The 22,684-nt window shown below is 63.2% G+C and carries 20 protein-coding genes, 1 tRNA gene and 1 pseudogene; 8 read left to right on the plus strand and 14 right to left on the minus strand.

The window, feature by feature from the left end; translation table 11 throughout:
• Positions 1-301 precede the first annotated feature (301 nt).
• Positions 302-1,855 carry an alkaline phosphatase D family protein gene (locus HHL08_RS18745; RefSeq protein ID WP_169574559.1) on the plus strand — a complete coding sequence of 518 codons (1,554 nt, stop codon included), beginning with the start codon at positions 302-304 and terminating at the stop codon, positions 1,853-1,855.
• A 61-nt stretch (positions 1,856-1,916) separates the two neighbouring features.
• The gene (locus tag HHL08_RS18750) at positions 1,917-2,381 is read left to right on the plus strand and encodes a MaoC family dehydratase (protein WP_169574612.1); all 465 of its coding nucleotides are present in this window, start codon (positions 1,917-1,919) and stop codon (positions 2,379-2,381) included.
• Between the two features lie 107 nt (positions 2,382-2,488).
• Here HHL08_RS18750 and HHL08_RS18755 read toward each other — a convergent pair whose 3' ends face one another.
• Both HHL08_RS18755 and mutL read right to left on the minus strand, forming a co-directional pair.
• Positions 2,489-2,980: a hypothetical protein gene (locus HHL08_RS18755; RefSeq protein ID WP_169574560.1), complete on the minus strand. Its 492-nt coding sequence runs from the start codon at positions 2,978-2,980 to the stop codon at positions 2,489-2,491.
• Between the two features lie 4 nt (positions 2,981-2,984).
• The gene (gene mutL / locus HHL08_RS18760) at positions 2,985-4,775 is read right to left on the minus strand and encodes a DNA mismatch repair endonuclease MutL (RefSeq protein ID WP_169574561.1); all 1,791 of its coding nucleotides are present in this window, start codon (positions 4,773-4,775) and stop codon (positions 2,985-2,987) included.
• A 162-nt stretch (positions 4,776-4,937) separates the two neighbouring features.
• Between mutL and HHL08_RS18765 the strand changes: the two genes are divergently transcribed.
• From HHL08_RS18765 to HHL08_RS18790, 6 genes are all read left to right on the plus strand, one after another.
• The gene (locus tag HHL08_RS18765) at positions 4,938-5,984 is read left to right on the plus strand and encodes a rod shape-determining protein (protein WP_088182215.1); all 1,047 of its coding nucleotides are present in this window, start codon (positions 4,938-4,940) and stop codon (positions 5,982-5,984) included.
• Positions 5,985-6,001: 17 nt separating this feature from the next.
• On the plus strand, positions 6,002-6,916 hold the full coding sequence (gene mreC / locus HHL08_RS18770; protein WP_169574562.1) for a rod shape-determining protein MreC: 915 nt from the start codon (positions 6,002-6,004) through the stop codon (positions 6,914-6,916).
• Positions 6,913-7,440: a rod shape-determining protein MreD gene (gene mreD / locus HHL08_RS18775; RefSeq protein ID WP_169574563.1), complete on the plus strand. Its 528-nt coding sequence runs from the start codon at positions 6,913-6,915 to the stop codon at positions 7,438-7,440. The genes mreC and mreD overlap by 4 nt, the downstream gene beginning before the upstream one ends.
• Positions 7,437-9,515: a penicillin-binding protein 2 gene (gene mrdA, locus HHL08_RS18780; RefSeq protein ID WP_169574564.1), complete on the plus strand. Its 2,079-nt coding sequence runs from the start codon at positions 7,437-7,439 to the stop codon at positions 9,513-9,515. The genes mreD and mrdA overlap by 4 nt, the downstream gene beginning before the upstream one ends.
• Positions 9,512-10,624 (plus strand): rod shape-determining protein RodA, encoded by a 1,113-nt coding sequence (gene rodA, locus HHL08_RS18785; protein WP_169574565.1) that lies wholly within the window; start codon positions 9,512-9,514, stop codon positions 10,622-10,624. The genes mrdA and rodA overlap by 4 nt, the downstream gene beginning before the upstream one ends.
• Before the next feature lie 106 nt (positions 10,625-10,730).
• A tRNA-Lys gene (locus tag HHL08_RS18790) sits at positions 10,731-10,806 on the plus strand.
• A 17-nt stretch (positions 10,807-10,823) separates the two neighbouring features.
• Here HHL08_RS18790 and HHL08_RS18795 read toward each other — a convergent pair.
• From HHL08_RS18795 to HHL08_RS18850, 12 genes and pseudogenes are all read right to left on the minus strand, one after another.
• The gene (locus HHL08_RS18795; protein ID WP_235955140.1) at positions 10,824-11,915 is read right to left on the minus strand and encodes a tyrosine-type recombinase/integrase; all 1,092 of its coding nucleotides are present in this window, start codon (positions 11,913-11,915) and stop codon (positions 10,824-10,826) included.
• A gap of 62 nt (positions 11,916-11,977) precedes the next feature.
• A pseudogene (locus HHL08_RS26290) lies at positions 11,978-12,178 on the minus strand (helix-turn-helix domain-containing protein); the annotation flags it as partial.
• Between the two features lie 114 nt (positions 12,179-12,292).
• On the minus strand, positions 12,293-12,832 hold the full coding sequence (locus tag HHL08_RS18805; RefSeq protein WP_235955141.1) for a lytic transglycosylase domain-containing protein: 540 nt from the start codon (positions 12,830-12,832) through the stop codon (positions 12,293-12,295).
• Entirely contained in the window at positions 12,816-15,749 is a 2,934-nt protein-coding gene (gene mobF / locus HHL08_RS18810) for a MobF family relaxase (RefSeq protein WP_169574568.1), read from the minus strand. Before mobF ends, HHL08_RS18805 begins: the two co-directional genes overlap by 17 nt.
• Entirely contained in the window at positions 15,746-17,740 is a 1,995-nt protein-coding gene (locus tag HHL08_RS18815; protein WP_169574569.1) for a type IV secretion system DNA-binding domain-containing protein, read from the minus strand. Before HHL08_RS18815 ends, mobF begins: the two co-directional genes overlap by 4 nt.
• Positions 17,737-18,039, minus strand: a complete 303-nt coding sequence (locus tag HHL08_RS18820) for a hypothetical protein (RefSeq protein WP_169574570.1) — start codon at positions 18,037-18,039, stop codon at positions 17,737-17,739. Before HHL08_RS18820 ends, HHL08_RS18815 begins: the two co-directional genes overlap by 4 nt.
• Before the next feature lie 198 nt (positions 18,040-18,237).
• Complete coding sequence (locus tag HHL08_RS18825) at positions 18,238-18,687, minus strand: hypothetical protein (RefSeq protein WP_169574571.1); 450 nt, start codon at positions 18,685-18,687, stop codon at positions 18,238-18,240.
• Between the two features lie 271 nt (positions 18,688-18,958).
• The gene (locus HHL08_RS18830) at positions 18,959-19,936 is read right to left on the minus strand and encodes a DUF2493 domain-containing protein (protein ID WP_169574572.1); all 978 of its coding nucleotides are present in this window, start codon (positions 19,934-19,936) and stop codon (positions 18,959-18,961) included.
• A 340-nt stretch (positions 19,937-20,276) separates the two neighbouring features.
• A complete protein-coding gene (locus tag HHL08_RS18835) occupies positions 20,277-20,621 on the minus strand; it encodes a DUF5983 family protein (protein WP_169574573.1) in 345 nt (114 codons plus the stop codon).
• Positions 20,605-20,820 (minus strand): DUF6117 family protein, encoded by a 216-nt coding sequence (locus HHL08_RS18840; protein WP_169574574.1) that lies wholly within the window; start codon positions 20,818-20,820, stop codon positions 20,605-20,607. Before HHL08_RS18840 ends, HHL08_RS18835 begins: the two co-directional genes overlap by 17 nt.
• A 10-nt stretch (positions 20,821-20,830) precedes the next feature.
• The gene (locus HHL08_RS18845) at positions 20,831-21,826 is read right to left on the minus strand and encodes an SLOG family protein (RefSeq protein WP_169574575.1); all 996 of its coding nucleotides are present in this window, start codon (positions 21,824-21,826) and stop codon (positions 20,831-20,833) included.
• 66 nt (positions 21,827-21,892) lie between these two features.
• Positions 21,893-22,363, minus strand: coding sequence for a DUF736 domain-containing protein (locus HHL08_RS18850; RefSeq protein ID WP_169574576.1), 471 nt, complete (start codon positions 22,361-22,363; stop codon positions 21,893-21,895).
• Positions 22,364-22,684: the final 321 nt, after the last annotated feature.

Genomic DNA, 22,684 nt, shown 5'->3' on the forward strand with positions numbered 1-22,684 from the left:
AAATCAACCCCGATCATCATATCCTTTGTCACGGTTGCCGTCCTTTCCGCTCAGTGGCCTTTCAACACCACTATCTTGGCACATTGCGATGCCGTCTGGGGAGGGCGGCAACCACCCCATCTGTTTGGAAAAGCCGGTTCCGGCCCGCTCCCTCGGCCAACCACCCGATCCAGTATCATCTTGTCGGGTGGTTGGCCGAGGGAGCGGGCCGGAACCGGACTTGAAAAGCGCCCGTTCGCGCTTTTCCAAACAGGCTCTAAGACATATTTGTAAAACAGCCAAATCCAAGGGTCGCTCGTCCATGTTCAACCGCCGCCAGTTCCTGACCGCCGCCACCATAGTGCCTGCCATCGGGACGCCCGCCATCCTGAAGGCGCAGAGTTGGTTCGCCGGCTATCCCTTTTCCCTCGGTGTGACGTCGGGCGATCCGGCGTCGGACGGCTTTGTCATCTGGACCAAATTGGCGCCCAAGCCTTTCGACCCCCATGGCGGGATGCCGATGGTCCCGCTGCCGGTAAAATGGGAGGTCGCCAGCGACGATCGGTTCAAGACCATCGTCGCCAGCGGCGAAGCGCAAGCGCGGCCGGAATTGGGTCACAGCGTCCATGTCGAGGTCGCCGGACTGCAACCCGACCGGCCTTATTGGTATCGCTTTTTCCTGGGGAGCGACCGGTCGTCGCAAGGCCGCGCGCGCACGCTGCCGCTGGCCTCGTCTAGCCCGACCGCACTGAAATTCGGTGTTGCGGGCTGCCAGAATTACGAGGACGGCCTGTTCACCGCTTTCCGCCATCTGGCGCGCGAAGACGATTTGGCCTTCGTCTATCATTATGGCGACTTCATCTACGAATATCAGCAGCGCGCACCGGACTATGACAAGGATGGTCTGCCTGTCGATCAGGTCCGTCACCATATCGGCCAGGACTGTTTCGATCTGGCCGACTATCGCCTGCGCTACGCCCAATATCTGAGCGACTACGACCTGCAGGCGGCGCGCGCGAAGCATACATGGTTTCCGACCTTCGACGACCATGAAATTGAGAATAATTGGGTAGGCGATATCTCCGGCAAGGGGCTGGCCCCGAACGAGATATTCCGCCTGCGCCGCCAGGCGGGATTGCAGGCCTGGTATGAATATATGCCGGTCCGCGCAGCGATGCTGCCCCGCGACGGGATCATCACCAACGCCTATCGCGAAGCGCGCTTCGGCGATCTTCTGTCGATCGACTTCCTGGACACCCGGTCCTTCCGCACCGACCAGCCCTGCGACGACGGGTTTAAGCCCTATTGCACCGACATCGACAGCAACAAGGCGCAGGTCATTTCGGCGGAAGAGGAAAGCTGGCTCGTGCGCAACCTGACGCGCGGGCACACCCGTTGGAACTGCGTGGCGCAGCAGGTGATGATGATGTCGCTCGACCGGCGGCGTTATGCCGACGAAAAGCAGAAAATCTACAATATCGATAGCTGGGCTGCCTATGCCAAGCCGCGCGAGCGACTGCTGGCCAAGATGCGCGGGCTGGACAATGTGGTCGTACTGACCGGGGACGAGCATCAGAATTTCGCAGGCCTGCTGAACGATGGCGACAAGACGGTGGCGGTCGAGTTCGTCTCCACGTCCATCTCGTCGGGTGGCGATGGATCGGACCTGCGCACCGGCAGCGATGTGATGTTGCGCAACAACCCGGAACTGAAGTTCATTAACGACCAGCGCGGCTATCTCGTGTGCGAAGTGACCCCTGAAGCTTGGACCACAAGGATGCGGGTGATGGACCAGGTATCGACGCCCGGCGGCGCGATCAGCACCCGCGCAACGCTGACCGTGCCACATGGCAGGCCGTCGATCAACATCGCCTGACATTGACGTAAACGGAAACGCGCTCTACATCGCCATCGGTTGCAGTAGGAGACCGATGGCGATGGAAGAAATTGTCTATTTCGAGGATATCGCGATCGGCGACGGCTTCGACTTCGGCCCGCTGACCGTCTCGCGCGAAGAGACGGTCGCCTTCGCCGCCGAGTTCGACCCCCAGCCCTTCCATCTGTCCGACGAAGCAGCGGCGCAGACGCATTTCGGCACGCTGTCCGCCAGCGGATGGCACACCACCGCCCTGTTCATGAAGATGTTCGTCGCGGAAATGCAGCGCCAGCCCGGTCGCCAGGCCGCCAGCCTGGGCGCGATGGGCGTGGACGAACTGCGCTGGCTACGTCCTCTCCGCCCCGGCGACACGCTGCATGGGCGCAGCGAAGTGATCGACAAGAAAGCGTCGCAAAGCCGCCCGGAAATGGGCATCGTCCGCAGCAAAGTGGCGATCTTAAACCAGGACGACAAGCCCGTCCTGACCATGATCCCGATCGCCATGTGGCGCACGCGGCCCGTTTGATTATGATATTCCCACCATCCGTTCGCCCTGAGCCTGTCGAAGGGCCGTCCTTTCTCAACGAAAGAAGTGCAGGGCTTCGACAGGCTCAGCCCGAACGGGTTTAGGGTTCAATGCGCGGGCTGGTTCGCCTGCGCATCCGCCGCCATCACGCGGACAGAAGCCGCCTTCGATCCCGCAATCTGGACCAGATGCCGCCCGGCAGGCAGGTCGAACCAGACGATCTTGCGGATATCCGAACAATCCGGCCCATGGCCATGCTCGACCGAGCCGAGCGATACGTCGCCCGTCACCACATCCACCCAGGCTGGCCCAGACAGCGCGATACCGACTCGCGCCGCCTGCTTGAGCGACAGGCTAAACAGCCCGCCATAGCCATCCTTCGCCCCTTTGCCCGGCGCAACGGGAAACTGGACCTGCGCAGCCGGGGTCAGCGTGGCGGTCAGCGGCTTGCCCAGGATCAACGCAGGCGCGCCCTGCGCCAACACGCCGGCCTTCGCCTGCCCGCTCTGGGTCCAACTAGTCCAGGGTTCGTTCAGCACCGCCGGCACAGCGCAGACGGGATCGGCGGCAGCCAGCAACAAGGTGGCTAGGATCATCATCGGCTCATTTCCTCCCAAATAGCTTCTCTATGTCGCCATGGCCCAGCTTCACCCAAGTTGGCCGCCCATGGTTGCACTGGCCCGACCGCGGCGTGACTTCCATCTCGCGCAGCAGGGCGTTCATTTCCGCCACGCTGAGCACCCGCCCCGCGCGCACCGATCCGTGGCAGGCCATGGTCGCGGCTACCAGATCGAGCCGTTCCTTAAGCGACAACGCGCTGTCATAGGCTGCCAGATCGTCGGCCAGGTCCGTCACCAAACCCTGTACATCCGATTGCCCCAGCATCGCCGGGACCGATCGGACCAGCATGGCAGACGGGCCGAACCGCTCCAGGTCCAGACCAAAATCCTTGAGCTCAGCGATCCGCGCCTCCAGCCGGTCGCAGGCCGGTTCGTCCAGTTCGACAACTTCTGGCAGCAGCAGCGCCTGGGAGGCGACGCCCTGCCCCTCCATCGCGTGGCGCATCCGCTCCAGCGTCAGCCGCTCATGCGCGGCATGTTGGTCGACGATGACCAGGCCGTCCTCCGCTTCCGCCACGATGTAGGTGCGCGCTACCTGACCGCGCGCCACGCCCAGCGGAAAGCTGTTGCCTTCCGGCGCCGGTGCGGCCGCCGGTTCGGCGCGCGCCTGGGGTGGCGGCGTGATGAAGGACGTGCGACGATCGGCGAAGGAGGATGGCGCGAACTGGTTGTAGCTCCCCGGTGAGAGCGCCGCCGCCTCGAAGATCGGCATCGCCCCGATGGAGGTGGGCGACACCGGTTCGGGCTTCCAGGCCGACAAGGCGGAAGAGTCTGCATGTTGCACCGCACGAAACCCCTCCGCATCCAGGGCGCGGCGCAGGCCGGACACGATCATGCCGCGGATCAGCGCGGGATCGCGAAAGCGCACCTCAGTCTTGGCGGGATGGACATTTACATCGACTTCCAGCGGCGGCACGTCGAGGAACAGCGCGACGACCGGATGCCGGTCGCGCGCCAGCATGTCGGCATAGGCACCGCGCAATGCCCCGATCAGCAGCCGGTCCTTCACCGGCCGCCCATTGACGAACAAATATTGATGATCACCCACGCCGCGATTGTAGGTCGGGATGGATGCGACGCCTGACAGGCGGATGCCTTCGCGTTCCAGGGACACGATGACATGGTTTTCCGCCAACGCCCGGTCAGTCAGCGCAGCGACCCGCTCCTCCCGCGCCTCGTCGGCCTGCACGCCCAACACTCGACGACCGTCATGTTCCACCGAAAAAGCGACGGCCGGATGTGCCATTGCGAGACGACGGACAATGTCGAGGCAAGCGGCATATTCGGCCTTGGGCGAGCGCAGGAACTTGCGCCGCGCCGGCACCTTGCCGAACAGCTGCTCCACGATGACCCGCGTGCCCGGCGGCAGGGCGGCTGGCCCTTCCACCACCAGTTGTCCGTTATCGACCGTGCGGTTCCACCCATCGGCCCCGCGCGGCCGACTGTCGATCGACAGGCGCGCAACGCTGGCGATCGAGGGCAGCGCCTCCCCCCGGAAACCCAATGTGGCTACATTTTCAATGGCATCGTCGGGCAGCTTTGACGTGGCATGGCGTTCCAGCGCCAGCGCCATATCGGCCGAATCCATGCCGCAACCATCGTCGCTGACCTCGATCCGGTCTAGCCCGCCATTGGACAGGCGAATGGCGATGCGAGTCGCCCCCGCGTCCAAAGCGTTTTCGACAATTTCCTTGAGCGCGCTGGCGGGTCTTTCGACCACTTCACCGGCAGCGATACGATTGACCAGATGTTCGGGCAGACGGCGTATTGACATTGATTAGGGACTAGCCCAATCGAGCGCTTTCCGCGAGCCGCGAACCTCATATTTTTTGCACTGCAAGGCGCAAGAAAGACAAGGTGGACGGCAACAGCAGAACAGCTTTCCGACCGGCACCCCAATCGCGTCGCGGGGACGGCGGGCGATACAGGATAAGGCATGTCGATCTTTTCGCGTCTCTTCAAATTCACCTCGCAGGATATGGCCATTGACCTGGGCACCGCCAACACGGTGGTCTATGTGCGCGGTCGCGGCATCGTGCTCAATGAGCCTTCGGTGGTGGCCGTCGAGACGATCAACGGCGTCAAGCGGGTGAAGGCGGTCGGCGTGGACGCCAAGCTGATGATGGGCAAGACTCCGGATTCGATCGAAGCCATCCGCCCGCTGCGCGACGGGGTGATCGCCGACATCGACGTCGCCGAACAGATGATCAAACATTTCATCACCAAGGTTCATGGCGGCAAGCACAGCCCCTGGCGCGCGCCTGAAATCGTGATCTGCGTGCCGTCCGGTTCGACCAGTGTCGAGCGCCGCGCGATCCGCGACGCCGCCAGCAATGCCGGCGCCAGCCAGGTGTTCCTGATCGAAGAGCCGATGGCCGCCGCGATCGGTGCCGACATGCCGGTTACCGAACCGATCGGATCGATGGTGGTGGACATTGGCGGCGGTACGACCGAAGTCGCCGTGCTTTCGCTCCGTGGCCTGGCCTACACCACCTCGGTCCGCGTCGGCGGCGACAAGATGGACGAAGCGATCGTGTCGTTCGTTCGTCGCCATCACAATCTGCTGATTGGCGAAGCCACGGCAGAGCGGATCAAGAAGCAATATGGTGTCGCCCAGCCGCCCGAAGACGGCGTGGGCGAGACGATCCACATCAAGGGCCGCGATCTGGTAAACGGGGTTCCCAAGGAAATCTCGATCAACCAGGGCCAGATCGCCGATGCGCTGGCGGAACCGATCAGCACCATCGTCGAAGGTGTCCGCATCGCGCTGGAAAACACCGCGCCCGAACTGGCCGCCGATATCGTTGACCAGGGCATCGTCCTGACCGGCGGCGGGGCGTTGCTCAAGGGGCTGGATGACGAACTGCGCGACGAAACCGGCCTGCCGGTAACCATCGCCGAAGACCCGTTGACCTGTGTCGCCATCGGCACGGGCCGCGCGATGGAAGATCCGATCTTCCGGGGCGTGCTGCAAACCGCCTGATCGAGAAGGACGATTAAATGGCGCGGCCACCCAGCCGACGCCCCGGTATCAACCGGAAGGCGCAATATAGCCTGTTCGCCAGCTATGTCGTGGCGGTTACCGGTGCAGCCATAGGCCTGTTGCTGGTCGTAGTCGCGATCTTCGATCCCACCGGTTTCTCTGCGATCCGCATTGGGACGGCAGAGATCGGTCGCCCCGTCTCCATGGCGCTCAAGGGCATGGTGAGCGGAGTGAGTTCGGTAGACGAGATTCTGGCCGCCTATTGGCGCGCCGGGACGCAGAATGTCGCGCTGCGCCGACAGGTAGAGGCAGACCGTAACCGCATCATAGAAGCCAAGGGTGTCGCCCAGGAAAATCTGCGCCTGAAAAAGCTGCTCAAGCTGGTCGATGCTGACGCCAGTCAGGTTTTGACGGCGCGCCTGATAGCCTCCTCCGCAAGCAGCGCGCGACGCTTCGCGCGTCTCAATGCCGGACGCTGGCAAGGCGTGCGCCCCGGCATGCCAGTGCGGGCGCCCGAAGGCTTGATCGGCCGTATCCACATCGTCACGCCCAACAGTTCGGACGTGCTGCTGCTGACCGATACCGCCAACATCGTGCCGGTGCGCCGCGCGAACGACAATATCCCGGCCATCTCCACGGGCCTTGGCGATGGATCGGTGGAAATCCGCGCGCTGACGGCTGGACGCAACCCGTTCAGGCCCGGCGACCTGCTGGTGACGTCGGGGATCGGCGGCGTCTATCAGCCCAATATACCTGTCGCAGTCGTTGTCCGCGCGCAGGGCGAGATCGCCTATGCCGTACCGCTCGCGAACCCCGCCAGGGTCGATGCCGTCGTGGTCGAACGCGCTTTCGAACAAGCCGTCACCCGCCCCGGCCCCGCTGCGCCACCGGTGTCCGAAGAGGGCGCGGCCGACAACGCCGTCACGCCATGATCGACCGGCATCTAAACCATGTGCCACGGCTGGGACGGCATCCGTCGCGCTTTCGCCTGGCCGGTACGCCGGTCTTTACCGTCATGCTGGGCTCGTGCCTGACGGCGCTGCCGGTCATCGCGCAATCCCCTGTCATGCCGCCCTTCGGCCTGCTCGTGCTGCTGTCATGGCGGCTGCTGCGGCCGGACCTTTGGCGCACATGGATCGGCCTGCCGCTCGGCCTGTTCGACGACATGATGAGCGGTCAGCCCATCGGGTCGGGGATGTTCCTGTGGACCGTGGCGTTGATCGGCATCGACATGATCGAGCATCGCATGGTTTGGCGCAGCTATCGTCAGGACTGGCTAATCGCGGCGCTCGCCATTATCTTCTGCATCGCCGGTGGCTTGTTCTTCGCAAGGATCACCGGTGGAGGTAATGTGCGCTTCTTGCTGGTCGCCCCACAGATAGTCTGGACGATATTGCTGTTTCCCTTCGTCGTCCGGCAATGTGCGCGGATCGACCGCTGGCGTGTGATGGCATGAAATTCCTCACCCCCAAGCGCAAGATCATCACAGAAGCGGCCCAATCCTTCACCTTCACCCGGCGCGCAATGGTGGTCGGCGGCATTCAGGGTGCGATCGGCGCCTTGCTGGTCGGGCGGATGGCCTGGATCAGCGTGGCGGAAAATGAGAAATACAGCCTCCTGTCCGAAAGCAATCGCGTCAACCTGACGCTGATTCCGCCGCGACGGGGCTGGATCGTGGATCGCAACGGCCGGCCGCTGGCCAATAACCGCACCGATTTCCGCGTCGACTTGATCCCGCAGCGTATCGTGGATGCCGACGCGACCATCCGGCATCTGGCGCAGTTGCTTAATCTGCAACCGGACGATGTCGATCGCATCCGCGACGACCTGGAAAAATCCGCCGGTTTTCAGCCGGTGCAGGTTGCCGACAAGCTGACCTACGACCAATATGCCGCCATCAGCGTACGCCTGCCCGACCTGCCGGGTGTGGCGCCCAGCCAGGGCTTTTCGCGCCATTATCCGGCCGGTGCCACGGTGGGCCATCTGCTTGGCTATGTCGGCGCGGCGACGGCAGAAGATTATAAGGCGAACAAAGATCCACTGCTGATCACGCCCGGTTTCAAGCTGGGCAAGGACGGGCTGGAAAAGGCGTTCGACCGGCATCTAACAGGCAAGGCCGGCGCCAAGCGGGTCGAGGTGACGGCGCGCGGCAAGATCGTGCGGGAACTGACGACGCGCCAGGATACACCGGGCAACTCGATCAAGCTGACCATCGACGCAGGGCTTCAGGAATATGCCGGCCGCCGCCTTGCCACGCAAAGCGGGTCGGTGGTGGTGATTGACTGCCAAAATGGCGATGTTCTGGCCCTCGCGTCGATGCCCAGCTTCGACCCCAATAGTTTTTCCGACGGCATCAGCCATCTGGAATATGAAATGCTGTCGAAGGACGATCATGTCCCGCTGCGCAACAAGACGCTTCAGGGCCTTTATCCGCCCGGCTCGACGGTCAAGCCGATGGTCGCATTGGCGCTGCTGGAGGCCGGCATTGGCCCGCAGGAGACGGTCAGTTGCGGCGGCGCGATCCGGGTCGGCAACACGCTGTTCCATTGCCACAAGCGCCGCGGCCATGGCTCGCTCAACATGCGCGGCGCGATCGCCCAAAGTTGCGACATCTATTTCTACCAGATGGCGCAGCGCATCGGCATGGACCGGATCGCCAGCATGGCGCGCCGTGTCGGCATGGGCCAGAAATTCGACCTGCCCTTCCCCAGCCAAAGCTATGGCACGGTGCCGGACCCGGCGTGGAAGGAAAAGAAATATGACCAGAAATGGCAGGTTTACGACACGGTGAACGCCACCATCGGCCAGGGCTATATGCTGATCAACCCGCTGCAAATGGCGGTGATGGCAGCGCGCCTGGCGACCGGCAAGCAATTGATGCCCAATTTCATCCATAACGCCAGGCGGCCCGAACCCGCGACGGTCGGCGCGACCGAAGAGCATCTGGTCGTCATCCGCGACGCCATGAACGCCGTGGTCAATGGCGGCGGCACCGGCGGCGCGGCACGCAGTTCCATCCCCGGCGTCATGATCGCGGGCAAGACCGGCACCGCACAGGTCCGGCGCATTACCATGGCGGAACGCGCCGGGGGCGTGCGCGGCAATAGTTCGCTGGCTTTCAAATTGCGCGACCATGCGTTGTTTCAGGGCTTCGCTCCATTCGACAATCCGCGTTACGCGATCGCCTGCATCATCGAACATGGCGGTCATATGATCCGCAACGAAGATGCGCCAATGATCGCCAGCGATACCTTGTCCTATCTGTTCGACCCGGCCAAGGCGATGGAGAAGCTGGAAACGCTGGAAAAGGGTTGGGGCGGCACGCCCTCGGAACGACAGGCGCGTGAAATGGCCGCGTTCCGCCTCGCCAAGGCGATAGAAAAGGGCGAGGTTGCACCGCCTTCGGATAATGCAGCTGACAATGCCAGCAATGCAGCGACGCCCTCCCCGGCCCCGCCGCCGCCCGCGCGTGATGAGAGCGACAATGATGTTCCGCCCCCGCCCGGCGCCAATATGACCGACGCGCCATGAGCATCATTCCGCAACCGCTGACCGAATTTCCCTGGCGCATCCTTGCGCTGTTGCTGGCGATCGCCGGCTTCGGAACGATCGTGCTCTACAGCGCGGCGAGCGGAAACATATTTCCCTGGGCGGCCATGCAAGCGGTGCGCTTCTGCATATTTTCGGCGATGGCGCTGACGCTCAGCCGCATTCCGGTGGAGGTCTTCGCTCGCTTCGCCTTCCCCGCCTATGGCGCGGTTCTGGCCGCGCTGTTCCTGGTGGAACTGATCGGCGGCGTTGCGGGGGGTAGCCAGCGCTGGATCAATCTGGGCTTCATGCAGCTCCAGCCGTCCGAATTTATGAAGCCGATCATCGTCCTCACGGTAGCCCGCTTCTATGCGATGCTGCCGGTAGGCGAAATCCGGCGCTGGAATGCGATCTGGCCGGCGCTGGTGCTGATCGGGGTGCCTTGGGCACTGGTGTTGATCCAGCCGGACCTTGGCACGGCGACGATGATTGCGGCCGGCGGCGTGACCGTCATGTTTCTCGCTGGCCTGCCGTTGCGACTGTTCATCGGCACCGGAATCGTCGGTGCCTGCGCCATCCCGATCGCCTTCAGTTTCCTGCACGAATATCAGCAGAACCGCGTGCTTATCTTCATGGACCCGGAAAGCGATCCGCTGGGCGCGGGCTATCATATCAGCCAGTCGAAGATCGCGATCGGATCGGGCGGCTTCTGGGGCAAGGGGTTTCTGCAAGGCACGCAGAGCCATCTCGACTATCTGCCCGAAGGCCATACCGACTTCGTCTTCGCTACCATGGCGGAGGAATGGGGATTGCTGGGCGGCGCGCTGCTGATCCTCGCTTTCATGCTGCTGTTCCGCTGGGGCATCCGGGTGGCGATGCGCACGCAGGACAAGTTCGCGCGGCTCGCCGCGGCTGGGCTCACCACCACCATCTTTTTCTACGTCGCGATCAACCTGATGATGGTGATGGGGCTGGCCCCGGTGGTCGGCATACCCCTGCCCTTCATGTCCTATGGCGGTTCTTCGATGCTGACGGTAATGCTGTGCGTTGGCATCATCATGGCCATCGACCGCGCGGGCAAGCGTCGCACTGGGACGGGAAACTGGGCTTAGGGCGCTTCAACCGTAAAATTTCCGGCATATGGGCGATTTATGGTTTGCAAACAGCCAGGCGGCTGCTAACAGCCCGCCCACACCGGAGCGCGTCCCGCACCGGAATGGACGCATAGCTCAGTTGGTAGAGCAGCTGACTCTTAATCAGCGGGTCCTTGGTTCGAGCCCAAGTGCGTCCACCATATTTTTCAACAACTTATCATTCATTTGAGACAAGATAGAGCCGCGGACGGCTCTGACTGTGTCCATTTTTGTGTCCAGTGTCGGTCACGCTTTCTCTAGGCTTTTCGATCTTCCCGGATGTGTCCGGAAAAATCAGCTGGTCAGCATAGGGTGCCAGATGCTTCACCGACATGTGGGCGTAGCGCCGTACCATCGATTCTGACTTCCAGCCACCGAGCTCCTGAAGCACCCAGGTGGGCACGTCATTCTGCCGAAGCCAGCTGGCCCAGGTGTGCCGCAGATCGTGCCAGCGGAAATTCTCGATCCCGCAGGCCTTCAAGGCGGCGCGCCAGGCCCTGTTGTTCGCGCACCGCAGCGGATTGCCGCGATAGGTAAACACATAGGTATCATGCTTGCCTTGCTGCCGTCCCAGAACGCCAAGAGCGATCGCGTTGAGCGGCACACCGAGCGCTGCACCATTCTTCGTATCTCCATGCTCAATCGTCGCTATGGCCCGGTTCATATCGACCCGGTCCCAGGTCAGGTTGAGTATGTTTCCCTGGCGAAGGCCCGTCGACAAAGCGAACCGGACAACCTCGCGCTGATGAGCAGGTAGCTTATCCATGAGTGCCCTGGCCTGATCGTGGGTAAGGCATCTCACCCTGACCTTGCCGCTCTTCTCATAGGTCTTGAACGCCGGTATCTGATCGACCCATTCCCACTCGCGCTGCGCCTTCCGGAAGATGGCGCGGATAAGCGCCACATAGAGATCCTTCGTGCGATTGCTCGATCGGGCATGGTGTCGGGTGATGATCGCGTCGATCATGTCCCTGCTCACCTGTTCCATTGTCTTGCCACGCAGGTGCTTGGTAAACCATCGGATCCGGCTCACATCGTCCCTATAGGACTTCTTGTGCGTCATTTCCTTCAGCCACCGCAAAGCCGCCTCGTCCCATGTGCGCTTCGGCTTCTGCTTCAACCTGGCAAGATCCCACAGCTGGGCCTTCAGCTTGTCGTGATATTCCTCGGCCTTTTTCCTATCGGAGGTTCCAGTAGAGCGTCTAACTGTCGTTCCGTCAGGTGCTGTGCATTTGACATAATAGGTGCTTGCACGCTTGTAGAGTGCCATGTTGCCTGCCTTTCGTCGGCACTCGACTGCATCCGCGCATGCCCAGAATATCGAGCGCGCAGGGAGGCGACAAGGTCCGCTTCCAGAAAGCGCCAGTCACGACCGAATTTCGCGCCAGGAACGACCCCGGCTTTCGCGTAACTGCGCAGCGTATTTGCGTGAATTCCCAGAAAAACGGCGGCTTCCTGAAGGCTCAGGATGCGAGCCGGAGCGGCATCTGGGGCACCGCCGGCCGCGCCAGGGCTGTCGTGAGAATATTGCATGCACCGATGTTCCCGAATCGAACCCGGCGCGTGATGAAGCTCTTTCAAGATACCCTAATTTGCGTCGGAGAAAAGAGCTTCCTCCACTCGACACCCCGCAGATGCCCCGTTGCGTCACGGCACTTGCTGGATCTTTGAGGCCTGCCGTGCAAAACTATGCTCGCCGAAACGTCGACGCAGATGCTCTGACACACTAAGCGCATAACGGCGCTGCCGCCAGTCGATCGGGCTATGATAGATGCCGACGGCCTTCCAGTAATTGCCGGTGACCGTCAGCCCCGACAAGAATATCCAGCGCGCCGCCTCGACATTGAAACAGGCATCGAATTGCAACCAGATACGAACCTGCGCATCATCGCGCCCGATCGCTTTGGCAATCCTGGGCACCCACCAGCTATTGATCTGTAGTGGTCCCAGATCATGCGTTCCATTGGTGTTTGACACCGCGGCTCCGATCCAGCCGCCCTCCTGATCGCGCAGGGCCCACAAAGTGCGTTCAAGCCACAGAGCGCCTCGCGATGCTGATTTGATGCAAGCGCCAATCCGGACGGCTTCGTCGGGAAAGTGGGATCGTGAATGGGCGGGCGCGACGGTAGCTAAAATCGTAAACAGCAGGCCCGCAGAGTTGAGCCAGTTTCTAGCGATCGATCCCATGACGACCTCCCTGAGGCAGCTTGGCCTCGCTGCGATCCGCTTGCCGTTCGGCAGGCCCCGTGCGATCCAGCAAGCTGTTAAGGTGCCGGTCCAGCGCCTCCGCCAGGCTTCTGGCGTTTGTGGCGAGCCGAACCCCAAGCCCTCTCCTGCCGCTCGCTCGCCTGTGCAGCCTCGCGCTCAGCAAGCGATCGCTATTCTGCCGTCGCTCTTGCTGTTGCGCCCGTCGCATCTCCTCGATCCGCGCCGGTTCCCGTTCAGTGAACCGGTCCGCCCTGTCGCGATCGATCCGGCCCAGTCCTTCCAGCGCAGAGGTCTTCTCGCCAGACGACCGCTCGAGTTTTTCAACGAGCCTGTCCTTGTCCTGGGTCCACAATTTGACGCCCAGCCGCGCACGGGTGATTGCCGTATAATAGTTCTGGCCGGTAACCAGTGGTGACCCGAGCGGGGCCAGAACATAGACCCGCGCATAGGTTCTGGACTGCGCCGCATAGATTGTTTCGGCGTAACCATGGTCCCAACTCTTGTGCCGCGAGAGATCGATCGTTTGGGCGCGATCACCTTTGTCCCACCGGATGGTGGCCAAACTTCCATCGAGTGCTTCGACCGTACCGCGTTGGGCGTTCTTGATGCCCAGTTCATGGGAGACAAGCCGCCATTGAATGCGATCGCCTTGGGCAAGGCTTCGCGTTTCGGAGACGAAGATGTTGACCTGTCCTCCCTTGGTGAGCCGCGGATCCCAGCGAACGATGCGACCCTGTTCATCGACGAGACGGACCTGCGGTCGGCCGCGCTCATCGCGCACGATGACCAGCACCCGATATTCGGTGTCGCGGGCGAGCCCGGCCTCGGCCTGATCGCGACTGAATGTGACAACCTGACCGGATGTGTAGAAGCGGGCGAGATGCTTCTCCTGCTCGGTGAGGCCGGCAGGCGAAAGGATATTGAGCCGGGCATCCTGCGCAGCCACCACCCCCTCACGCTGCAACGTCTCGCGTACCTGCGTATTGACGATCAGCCTGGTCGCATTGTCCAGAACGAGGATGTTGGTGCTGGCTCGGGTCTCTGGCCGCAGGCGCGTCCACTCGGCCACCAAGCCCTTAGCGAGCGATTCCGCGTCTCCGCCAGACACTACTTTGTCGAGCTGTTCGAGCGAGCCAGCATAGTCGCCCGCCCGTGCTCTTGTGACGGCATCTTTCATCCGCGCCGTTTCCTGACGCCGCGATTCGGTGAGCTGCGCCGTTGGCATGCCGAGCTGCTGCATCAACCAGAAGGCTTTGCCCTGCTCGATGGCGCCGGTCTGTTTGTTGTCACCCAGGAGGATGAGCCGGGCGCCAGTTCTGCGGCTGATCTCCAGAACCCGCAGCGCCTGTCGGTTACCGAGCTGCCCCGCTTCGTCCAGCACCAGGACGTCGCGCCCAGACAGGCCATAGCCGCCCTCGGCAAGAAGGCTCGCAACGGTCCGGGATTTGATGCCGGCCGTGTCGCCAAGGTTCGCCGCAGCTGATGAGGTGGGCGCCAGGGCATGGAGCGTTGCCCCCGGCTCGGCACCCCGATGCAGTGTGGCGATCAGCATCGATTTACCCGCACCCGCTACGCCGTGAAGGCCTGTGACCCGGTCGCGGCTCAACGCCAGGTTCACGAGCGCTCGCTCCTGCAGGGGCGACAATCCGGCCGATTCGAGCACGCCGAGCAGGCGATCGGAAGATGCGATTGGTTGGCCATCTTCGATCGAGAGAGCGAGATGCTGCGCCAGGGCCTGCTCGAAGCGGACCGAGCGGCGCGTCGTCCGTCCGCGGTTCAGGATCTGATCGCCGGTCTGCTCCCGGGTCGCGAGCAATTTGCGGCCCGCCTCATGCCCTTCGAGGAGCGGGCGAACGTCGCCAAAGCGGACCTCGCCGACATGAGGCGCAAGAGCCCTTGTGATCAACCGGCCAAGCGGATTGACCGCCTCTCGGCCTTCGGTCTGTCGAAGGCCGAACAGGGCTGCGCGTGCCGCTTCTGCAGGTGCGAGAGGGAAGATGCGTTCGCCACCCTTTTCCGCTTCCGCCCGCAGGCTGTCGAGCGCGGGCGCATGTTCGCCCAGCCGCGTTCGCCACTGGAGATGCAGCGTCTCAAGGCCGATCTTCTCCTTTGGGCCACGTGTCGCATAGAAAGACTTTCGCCGCGCGGCCTGTCCTTCCAGGCCGTGCTCACGCGCATGGGCATCGATCTGTTCGGCACGCTGCGACATGTCCGCGATCAACTGCGGGCGTACGCCCCGGATCTCGAACAGGCCCCGGCGGGGGTCGGCGGCGATTTCGTAGCCGAGCGCTCGCAGGCCCTGCGCCAGCTCGTTGCGGTAGATCTGCCCCGCGCTCATCTGCTCGCTATACATGGCCCGCGTTTCCAGGCTCGCCATGGGAGCATCGCGCGCCCGGTTGGTCATGTTGAGGACCACCACATGGGTATGGAGATGCGGATCGAGCTCCCGGCTCGCATTTTCGGTAAACCGCGCCCACAGGAGCCGACCGGTCGTTTCGTGCAGCACGCGGCCATCCTCTCGCCGACGAAGTTGCGCCTGCTCCTCAAGCCAGGAGAGGGCGACGCTGACCGCCTGTTCGTGGGCATCGGCGATCCGCGCATCCCCTACCGCAAGGGCCATCACCGATACAGATTTTGGCGCGCTCAGAGCGAAGTCCCAACCCGGGTGATGCTCAATCCCACCCTCGCGGTGTCGGCCCAGTTGCTGGCCCGCAACCGCACCGCGAAGGAGACTCTCGAAGGTCTTCGGATCGACCTCGCCGGAAAGCCCAAGCTCCTCTGCAAGGCCGCCGCCCCATTGGGAACCTTCCGTCCCTCCCTTGGTGTAATAATCGCCGATCGCATAATAGCGCGCTATGTTGCCGGCCGTGCCGGTCAGACGTCTGGGATGCATCATGCCGGCCTCGACGCGCTACGCATGCCGCCCCTTCGGCCATGCTGGGTGAGGCCAAAGCCGGAGGAACGCCCCAACAGCTCCGGTCCCGATGTGGATGGCAGATGTTCCTGCGGTGCGGCCCCTGGTTCAGATGCAGGCGGAACATCTGCGCGCAGCGGTATCTCGGCATCGAGAGGAAGTTCGGGCGACGCGACGGCTTTGCTGGAAGGTCGCAGCTTCCGCTTCGGGTCTTTGGGGACGTCCCGCTCTTGGGCCGCCAAGACTGGGGACAATCGCACGGCGGGTGCGGTCCGCTCCTCGAACGCCGGAAAGCAGGTAAGAGATCGGTTGTAACTGTCCTTGAAGCGGGCAACCGGAAGGTCGCGACCAAAGCGAAGGAAGCCGGTCAGGTTGGGAAGATTGGTCACCTCCGTGTGCATAACGAGCGGGCGGGTCACCTGCATACGCGAGAGGTTTACCCCGTCGCGCATATCGTTCACGCCGTAGGACATGCCTTCATTGGCTTCGACCTGTTCGACCTGTCCCAGATTTTCCGAGACATGCTTGGCGGTTGGCGTGTCGTTCGCCCGCAGTGCGACCCATGTCGAGCAATATCCGGTGATCGCGGCTGCATCCTGAATGCCGTAGGTCGCCTCGAGCTGCGGGTAGCTCTGAAACCCCAATATGCCGCAGCCACCATATTTGCGGGCGCGGGCGAGAAAGTCCGAGAGCGAAGGCAGCTTCTGAAGGGTCGGCAGTTCGTCGATCACGCAATAAAGACGCCGGGCGCGATCGGGCGTGAGGCTCATGATCGCGCTGATGGCGATGTCGAGCCAGACCGTGATCAGCGGTCGAAGCGAGGGCAACTGATCGGCCTTCACAGTGATGAAGAGCCAGCTGTCGTCCTCCTCGTTGGCGACCCAGTCGCGGATCGAGAAGCCGTCGAGCGTGTCGTCGAGATAGGAGAAACTGCGCATGACCGACGCCAGCTCGGCGCGGATGCCGGCCGACGTCCGATCGCCCTCCGTCGATATGAAAGCGGCAGCATCGGTCCCCTCTGCAAAGGTCGCGAGGTCCTTCAAGGGGGAACGCAGGATCGTATCGAGCAACACCGAAACGAGCATGCGATTGTCGCGCGCGAGTTTCCGGAAGACAGCGACGAGCGTGCCTCTGGCGGCCTTCGCCCAAAAGGGATCGCCGGACTTGTCGGGAATGGTCGACTCGGCGATTTGGTCATAATGATAGTCGCGCGGCACATCGACCCAGGGCGACCAGCTGTCGGCCCTGGCATCAAGCGGGTTCAGCAGAATGTCGTGCCCGGGCTTGTAGAATTTCTCAACGAACGTTCCGGCGGCGTCATAGACGATCGCCCTGCGGCCCTGCTTGCGGATACCGGCCAGCATCTTGACGATGATGTTGGTCTTGCCCGTCCCGGGCGCGCCGCAAATCAGAATATGTTCGGGCTCGAACGCGTCAGGAACCTGCACGCCGCCGATTGCAAAGCTACCCTTTCGGCTTCGCCAAAGCAGGCGCCGTAGCTGTCGAGGGGTCCCGAAACGGGCACCGCGAAGGAACTGGTTGGATCCAAGCCCACGCCCAGTCCTGGTAAAATAGAACCATGCCCAAAATAGCATGAGAAGCGAGAAGCAGCCGACCAGCGCCGCCCCGACAAGGAGATGATGCTCCATCGCCCGAAGCGCCTGCTTGGCGACGCCAGACTCCAGCAGCGTATCGGAGTTGGTCCAATATTCCGGCCCCTCCGGTCCCCTGAACAGGAGCGGCGCTCCACCAGGCACGTCACTTTTAAGGGTCGCCTCAACGATCTTGAACGCGACATAGCGCTGATAGTCGTTCGCTTTCTCCAGAACATACCAGAGCGTGCCGCCGACCCACAGGACGATCCCTGCCGCCACGGTCTGAATAAACACCTGGGTCGTCATGCGCACATTATGGACGATGGCCTGTCCGCCTCTTGTCCAGGAACCGAGCGTGTCGTTGCGGAAGATGCTCATGAGCGTACCTCCACGGGATCGATCAGGCCCCGCTCCAGGAGGAGTTTGCGGGCGTCGGCCGTACCGCGGGCCAGGAGGTCGGGATGACGGGCGCTCACATAGGCAGCAAGGATCGCGAACACCTGGATGTTCGTCGCATGCAGTTCGTCGAAACGGCCATGATAGCCGCCCGCGTCCATGCCTTCATAGCGATCGAGAATGCCGCGAACATAGTCGGCAACGCTGGTATCGGCGGCACGTGCGCCGATGACGAGACGCTCATAGAGCGCGTCTTTGAATCTGATGGTAACCCTTGCCACACGCCGAACTCCTGTTCGACGCCTGATCGGGGTGATGAAGCACGTCCGTAAATAAAGCTATTTCGCCCTGATCTCAAGACAATATGCGTCATCTCTACGGCAGCCAAAGGTTGCCAAGGAAGATCAGGCGCTTGGCTGGACGCGGACCCGTGGGGTCAGCCAGAGCGTGCCGGTGGCACCCAGCTGTGCCACCATTCGTTATACTGGAAATTTATGAAAAACCTCAGAAAGGCTGGCGATTCGCGCCCGCAGCACCCGTGCGTACGGTGCATTACAAACGGCCACGAGCCGTGCGTCTTTTCTTCGCAGCGCCTTGCGCGCTGCGCAGCCGCGTCCAGGGAAGGGCGGGCTGCCCCCGGCAGGGGGCTCTTTTTCTTCGCCGGCGCCAGCCGGCCCCAAAATCGCATTGCAGATGTCCTCCCGATGTGAATAGTGGAGCGCGGCGGGCAGACCTTCAGCTGAAGGATAAACATCATGCCCAAAATGACCGATCGCGAACGGCTCGCGAAGATCGAAGCCGATCGCCGCAAACTCGACGAGGAAGCCGACACCGTGCGGCAATCCCTTCGCGCCCAATATGCCGCGCACATATCTCAGATTGCCGTCGAACAGTTGAGCGAGCGCGAGTTCAGGGACCTGCTCACGCATGCAATCCGGGTCGGCGGCGCGGCCGCTATCACTGCCCTCAAGGCGTTGCCTATCACCGCCGCCACAACCCAGACGTCGCCGGAACGGCGTCCCAGCGACGAGCACGGCGGAGCCGCGCGCAGGAGGCCGGCGCTTCCTCCAAGCGCCGCATCGCCGGGCGACGGGGCCGACAGCAGGCCGGCTCCCTGAGCCCGGCGATACTCTCCCCAGGCACAAAAAAAGGGCGCTGGCGGAGGGCCGAACCCTTCCACCAGCGCCACTGCCCCGTTCGTCAACCCGCCCGGCGTTGCTGGCCTGCCAACGTGAAGAAATGCGCCGGCACCCCAGCCTCCCGCACCATCCGCGCGAGGTTCGACTGTATTCCCGATCCCTCGCAGACGATCGCTTCGACCGGCTTCAACCGTAGCAGCGCCTCGTTGCGCGCGAACCCGGCCCGCTGTCCCAGCCGGTGATTGAGCGTGAAGGCGATGAGCTTCACCTTCCGGCTCGCGGCCCACGCAGCGGCGATCGCGTCGCAGCCCTTGGCCTGGGCCGTCGTCGCAAGAAGCATCGAGGGGACCCGTGCCTTGATCTGGTCGAGCCGCTCCCAGAGCTGGGCGTGATCCTCCCATTGCTGTCCCCCGGAGAATATGACAACCGGACCTTGCGGCGCCAGCGCTTCGTTGCGCCTGTTGCGGCGTGCGGCCAGGAAGTCGGTGGCGGCGATCACCGAAGCGGTGCGTTTGCTCGAGACCAGCGTGCCGCGTGGTGCCGACCAGGGCCGTCCGGTCTCGACCCGGAAGAGATCGGCGCCATGGTCGCGCATGCAGGCGATAGCCTCGCGCGCCTCGTCGAGTCCGTGGCAGAGCGCCTGCGCCTCCTCCAGATTGGCCGTGGCAATCTCGCCGCCGTCGCTTTCGCGGATGAGCTGGCCCACCTGTCGCGCGGCCCTGTCGGCCTCGCCATCCAGCTGATCGGCGAGCCTGTGGAAGCTGTGCACCAAACCCCAGGCGAGCCGTTCGGACAGGGCTTCGAGCCGCGTGTCCCGCAGCAGATCGAACAGCGTCGTCACCATCAACTCGACCCCAAGTTGCATCGCCAGCGGGTCAGGCATGTCGGCTGTGATAGCCTCGTCGCTGCTCCCCAGCCGCACCGCGTCGGCGGTTTGGGCAAAGGCGGCGGCGAAGCGGTCTGATGCTTGCCTCGTCTCCTCGGCGAAGAACCCGGCGATATCGGCAAAGCGGGCGGCGGTGGTGGTATCGGTCGTCATGAAAACCTCCTTTTTCTGAAGAGGTTTGTCCCCCTGCACGGGCTCCGAGCGGCGGGGTCAAGGACCGCGAAGCGGCCGCTCCGCGGCGGTGGGGGCAACGATTTTCTCTGGCGGCCGCGGAGCAAGGAAGGAAACGCCGACGTCCGCTCCGCCAGGGAAAATGGTGGGGCCCCGCCGTCCTTGAGGCCGACGCGGTCCCGTGCCACAATCGGACGTCTTGAGAGAGAGGAAGAGCTACCCTGCGGGGGGCTCGATGCCCCCCGCAGGGTAATGTGGAGGGCACCGCGCTCGCCCCCGGGCACCTCTGGTCTTCTCCTGTCGTCCCAGAGAATGGCCGAGCTTACCAGTTGAAGCTCTGCAACCCGTCCACCTCGTCAGCATCGCAGTCGAACAGGATGTAGGCACAGTCCAGCGACCGGGCGAACCGCTGAACCTCGGCAAGCTCTGGCGGTATGCGCGCAGCATCATCGCCCTCGACCACAAAGGTCGAGACGAACCATCCATACCAGGTGGCGGCCACCGTGAGGGGCTGGAGTTCGACCGGCAGACTGGCCCAGTTCGCCAGAAGCTGCGAGGTTGCAAGGCTCACATGAGCGGTGCTGACGACAAGATGCTTTCCAAATTCAAGCGGCGCTTTGCGCGGGTCTGGAGGCCTGCTTGGGGGCGGCTCAGGCGGGCGGTACATAGGCATTGTAGGGATTGCCGTCGTGAAGATGCCCGAAGGGCGTCATCACATAATCCCTCTCCTCTCGTCCGACCGCACAGATCACATAGCGCGGGACACCTGTTGCAGCGTCCCTGCATTCGAGCAGCGCCAGATCGCCATGCTCCGCCGCGCGGAGCAGGGTCTCGAAATTGCGCCTATATCCTTCGGGAATAGCCATATCCGCCTCCTTATGCCGCGTTGCGCCGGCGCAGCTTTATGTCGGGTGCCTGGCCCTCGCGCCTGAAGGCGTGGATCGGGACGCCCGCCTCGCGCAGGAGCTGGTAGAGATTGGCCTGAAGCCCCGATCCCTCGCACAGGAGCGCCTCGACGGGCGCGAGATCGACCAGCTTGCGGTTGCGCGCAAAGGCGACCTTGGAACCAGTGCCGTAGAGCCCGTAGGTCACTAGCGGAACCCGCTTTTCGGGCCGCGCTGCCCAGGCCGCGGCGATCGCGTCAGCTCCCTTGCGCTGCCCTGTCGTGACGAGCGTCATGTTCGGCACGCGCGCGTGGATTGCATCGAGCCTGTCCCAGATCTGCTGGAAATCATGCCAGAGCGCGGGTCCTGAAAAGACCACGATGGGGCCCTGGGGCATGTGCCGTTCACGGGCCGCAAGCTGCCGGGCGCGCAGGAAATCGAGCGCGTCGATCTGGCTTGCGCCGCGCGCCGTGGGCTTGCTGCCACGGGACGGTGACCAGGGCCAGCCCGAGAGCGCGCGATAGGTTTCCGCAGCGAAATCGCGCATCGTCTCGACTGCGGCGCGCTGCTCGGCCACGGTCTGGCACAGCAGCTGCTTTTCCTCGAGCTCGCGCGCATAGACCTCGCTTGGATCATAGGAACGGGCAAGGTCGCCCAGTTCCCGCGCAAGGCCGTCTTCGCGCCGCTCGAGCTTGCTGGCAACAAAGTGGAAGGAGTTGACGAACCCCCAGGCGATCTCGGGCGCGAGCGCTTCGAGCCGGGTGTCGCCAAGAAGATCAAACAGACAGGCAATGACGCCCCCGCAATCGGCCTGGACCGCGAGCGGTTCGGGCATGTCGAGTTCGGCGGGCGCTTCGCCCGGCCCGGAGACGGTGAGGCCAAGCGGCTCTCCGAACACGGCCTGGAACTCGGGGCTGGCGGTCATCTCTGAATATAGCTGGCTCAAGTCAGCGAAGCGGTGCACGCTCTGCGCTGCGATACTGGTCATGACGATGCTCCATGGGCATGAGAAGAAAGGCCCCGGGGAGGGCTGGGCCTCCCCGGGGACACGCCATCAGGCGAACGGGATTTCCTGATCGAGGGAGGTGCCCGCCTCCATCAGGCCGCCGTCATCGCCCGCGGTGCTGCCGCCAAAGCCGCCCTCGCCCCGCGGCGCATAGTCACGGCCGCTGTCCGCGCTCCGGCTCGGACCGAAGGCATCGCGCGGCTGCTTGCGCCGCCAGGCGACGCGATAGCCTTCCTCCTCATTGCCAAAGAGCGCGATCGGGAGCGGCTCACCCAGGCTCGGATCGTCGATCGATCCCTGGAGGAACAGTTCGCCGGTCGTGTTCTTGGCGACCGCCTCCCAGAGCGCGCCGATCTGCACCCAGCGGTTGCCGACATTGAGCGCTAGTATCTCGAAGACGGGCGCCATGGCGTGGGCGCTGTCGACCTTGCGGAGACCAAGCTTGGGGAGGTCGATCGTACGCGTGGCGATCCAGCCGATGATGCGGCCGTTGACGATCTTGAATTCACCGATGTTCATAAGACTTTCCTTCGACACTATGTCGCTCGGCCAATCCGAAACGACACCCGCCAAAGGCCCCCTCCACTCTCCTGCGCTCAGCCCGTTCCAGACACGCTGCCGCATCGACAGGACGGTCTTGGCCTCCAGTAAATACCGCCGGTCACAAGCTATTTTGCAGGCAGTTCGAGCGGCCATGAACGCGATACAGTCAGGACGATCGCCGCCCACGCGCGCCAGCGCCGGCGCGCAGCGCACGGGAGGCCGACCTCGATGCAAGCGCCGACGCACCCAAAGCCGTTCGCACGCCCGCGCTGACTCATCTCTCCTTTCTCGCCCGCG

It is taken from the genome of Sphingobium psychrophilum, from assembly GCF_012927105.1.
In the GTDB taxonomy this organism is placed as follows: Bacteria; Pseudomonadota; Alphaproteobacteria; order Sphingomonadales; family Sphingomonadaceae; genus Sphingobium; species Sphingobium psychrophilum.

Bases quoted from the DNA above. Each gene is read 5' to 3' on its own strand.
- mrdA (WP_169574564.1), top strand. From the start codon at position 7,437: ATGAAATTCCTCACCCCCAAGCGCAAGATCATCACAGAAGCGGCCCAA.
- mreC (WP_169574562.1), top strand. From the start codon at position 6,002: ATGGCGCGGCCACCCAGCCGACGCCCCGGTATCAACCGGAAGGCGCAA.
- HHL08_RS18835 (WP_169574573.1), bottom strand. From the start codon at position 20,621: ATGTACCGCCCGCCTGAGCCGCCCCCAAGCAGGCCTCCAGACCCGCGC.
- rodA (WP_169574565.1), top strand. From the start codon at position 9,512: ATGAGCATCATTCCGCAACCGCTGACCGAATTTCCCTGGCGCATCCTT.
- HHL08_RS18750 (WP_169574612.1), top strand. From the start codon at position 1,917: ATGGAAGAAATTGTCTATTTCGAGGATATCGCGATCGGCGACGGCTTC.
- HHL08_RS18745 (WP_169574559.1), top strand. From the start codon at position 302: ATGTTCAACCGCCGCCAGTTCCTGACCGCCGCCACCATAGTGCCTGCC.
- HHL08_RS18840 (WP_169574574.1), bottom strand. From the start codon at position 20,820: ATGGCTATTCCCGAAGGATATAGGCGCAATTTCGAGACCCTGCTCCGC.
- HHL08_RS18815 (WP_169574569.1), bottom strand. From the start codon at position 17,740: ATGAGCATCTTCCGCAACGACACGCTCGGTTCCTGGACAAGAGGCGGA.
- mutL (WP_169574561.1), bottom strand. From the start codon at position 4,775: ATGTCAATACGCCGTCTGCCCGAACATCTGGTCAATCGTATCGCTGCC.
- HHL08_RS18845 (WP_169574575.1), bottom strand. From the start codon at position 21,826: ATGACCAGTATCGCAGCGCAGAGCGTGCACCGCTTCGCTGACTTGAGC.
- HHL08_RS18830 (WP_169574572.1), bottom strand. From the start codon at position 19,936: ATGACGACCGATACCACCACCGCCGCCCGCTTTGCCGATATCGCCGGG.
- HHL08_RS18755 (WP_169574560.1), bottom strand. From the start codon at position 2,980: ATGATGATCCTAGCCACCTTGTTGCTGGCTGCCGCCGATCCCGTCTGC.
- HHL08_RS18765 (WP_088182215.1), top strand. From the start codon at position 4,938: ATGTCGATCTTTTCGCGTCTCTTCAAATTCACCTCGCAGGATATGGCC.
- HHL08_RS18805 (WP_235955141.1), bottom strand. From the start codon at position 12,832: ATGGGATCGATCGCTAGAAACTGGCTCAACTCTGCGGGCCTGCTGTTT.
- HHL08_RS18850 (WP_169574576.1), bottom strand. From the start codon at position 22,363: ATGAACATCGGTGAATTCAAGATCGTCAACGGCCGCATCATCGGCTGG.
- HHL08_RS18825 (WP_169574571.1), bottom strand. From the start codon at position 18,687: ATGCGTGAGCAGGTCCCTGAACTCGCGCTCGCTCAACTGTTCGACGGC.
- mobF (WP_169574568.1), bottom strand. From the start codon at position 15,749: ATGATGCATCCCAGACGTCTGACCGGCACGGCCGGCAACATAGCGCGC.
- HHL08_RS18795 (WP_235955140.1), bottom strand. From the start codon at position 11,915: ATGGCACTCTACAAGCGTGCAAGCACCTATTATGTCAAATGCACAGCA.
- mreD (WP_169574563.1), top strand. From the start codon at position 6,913: ATGATCGACCGGCATCTAAACCATGTGCCACGGCTGGGACGGCATCCG.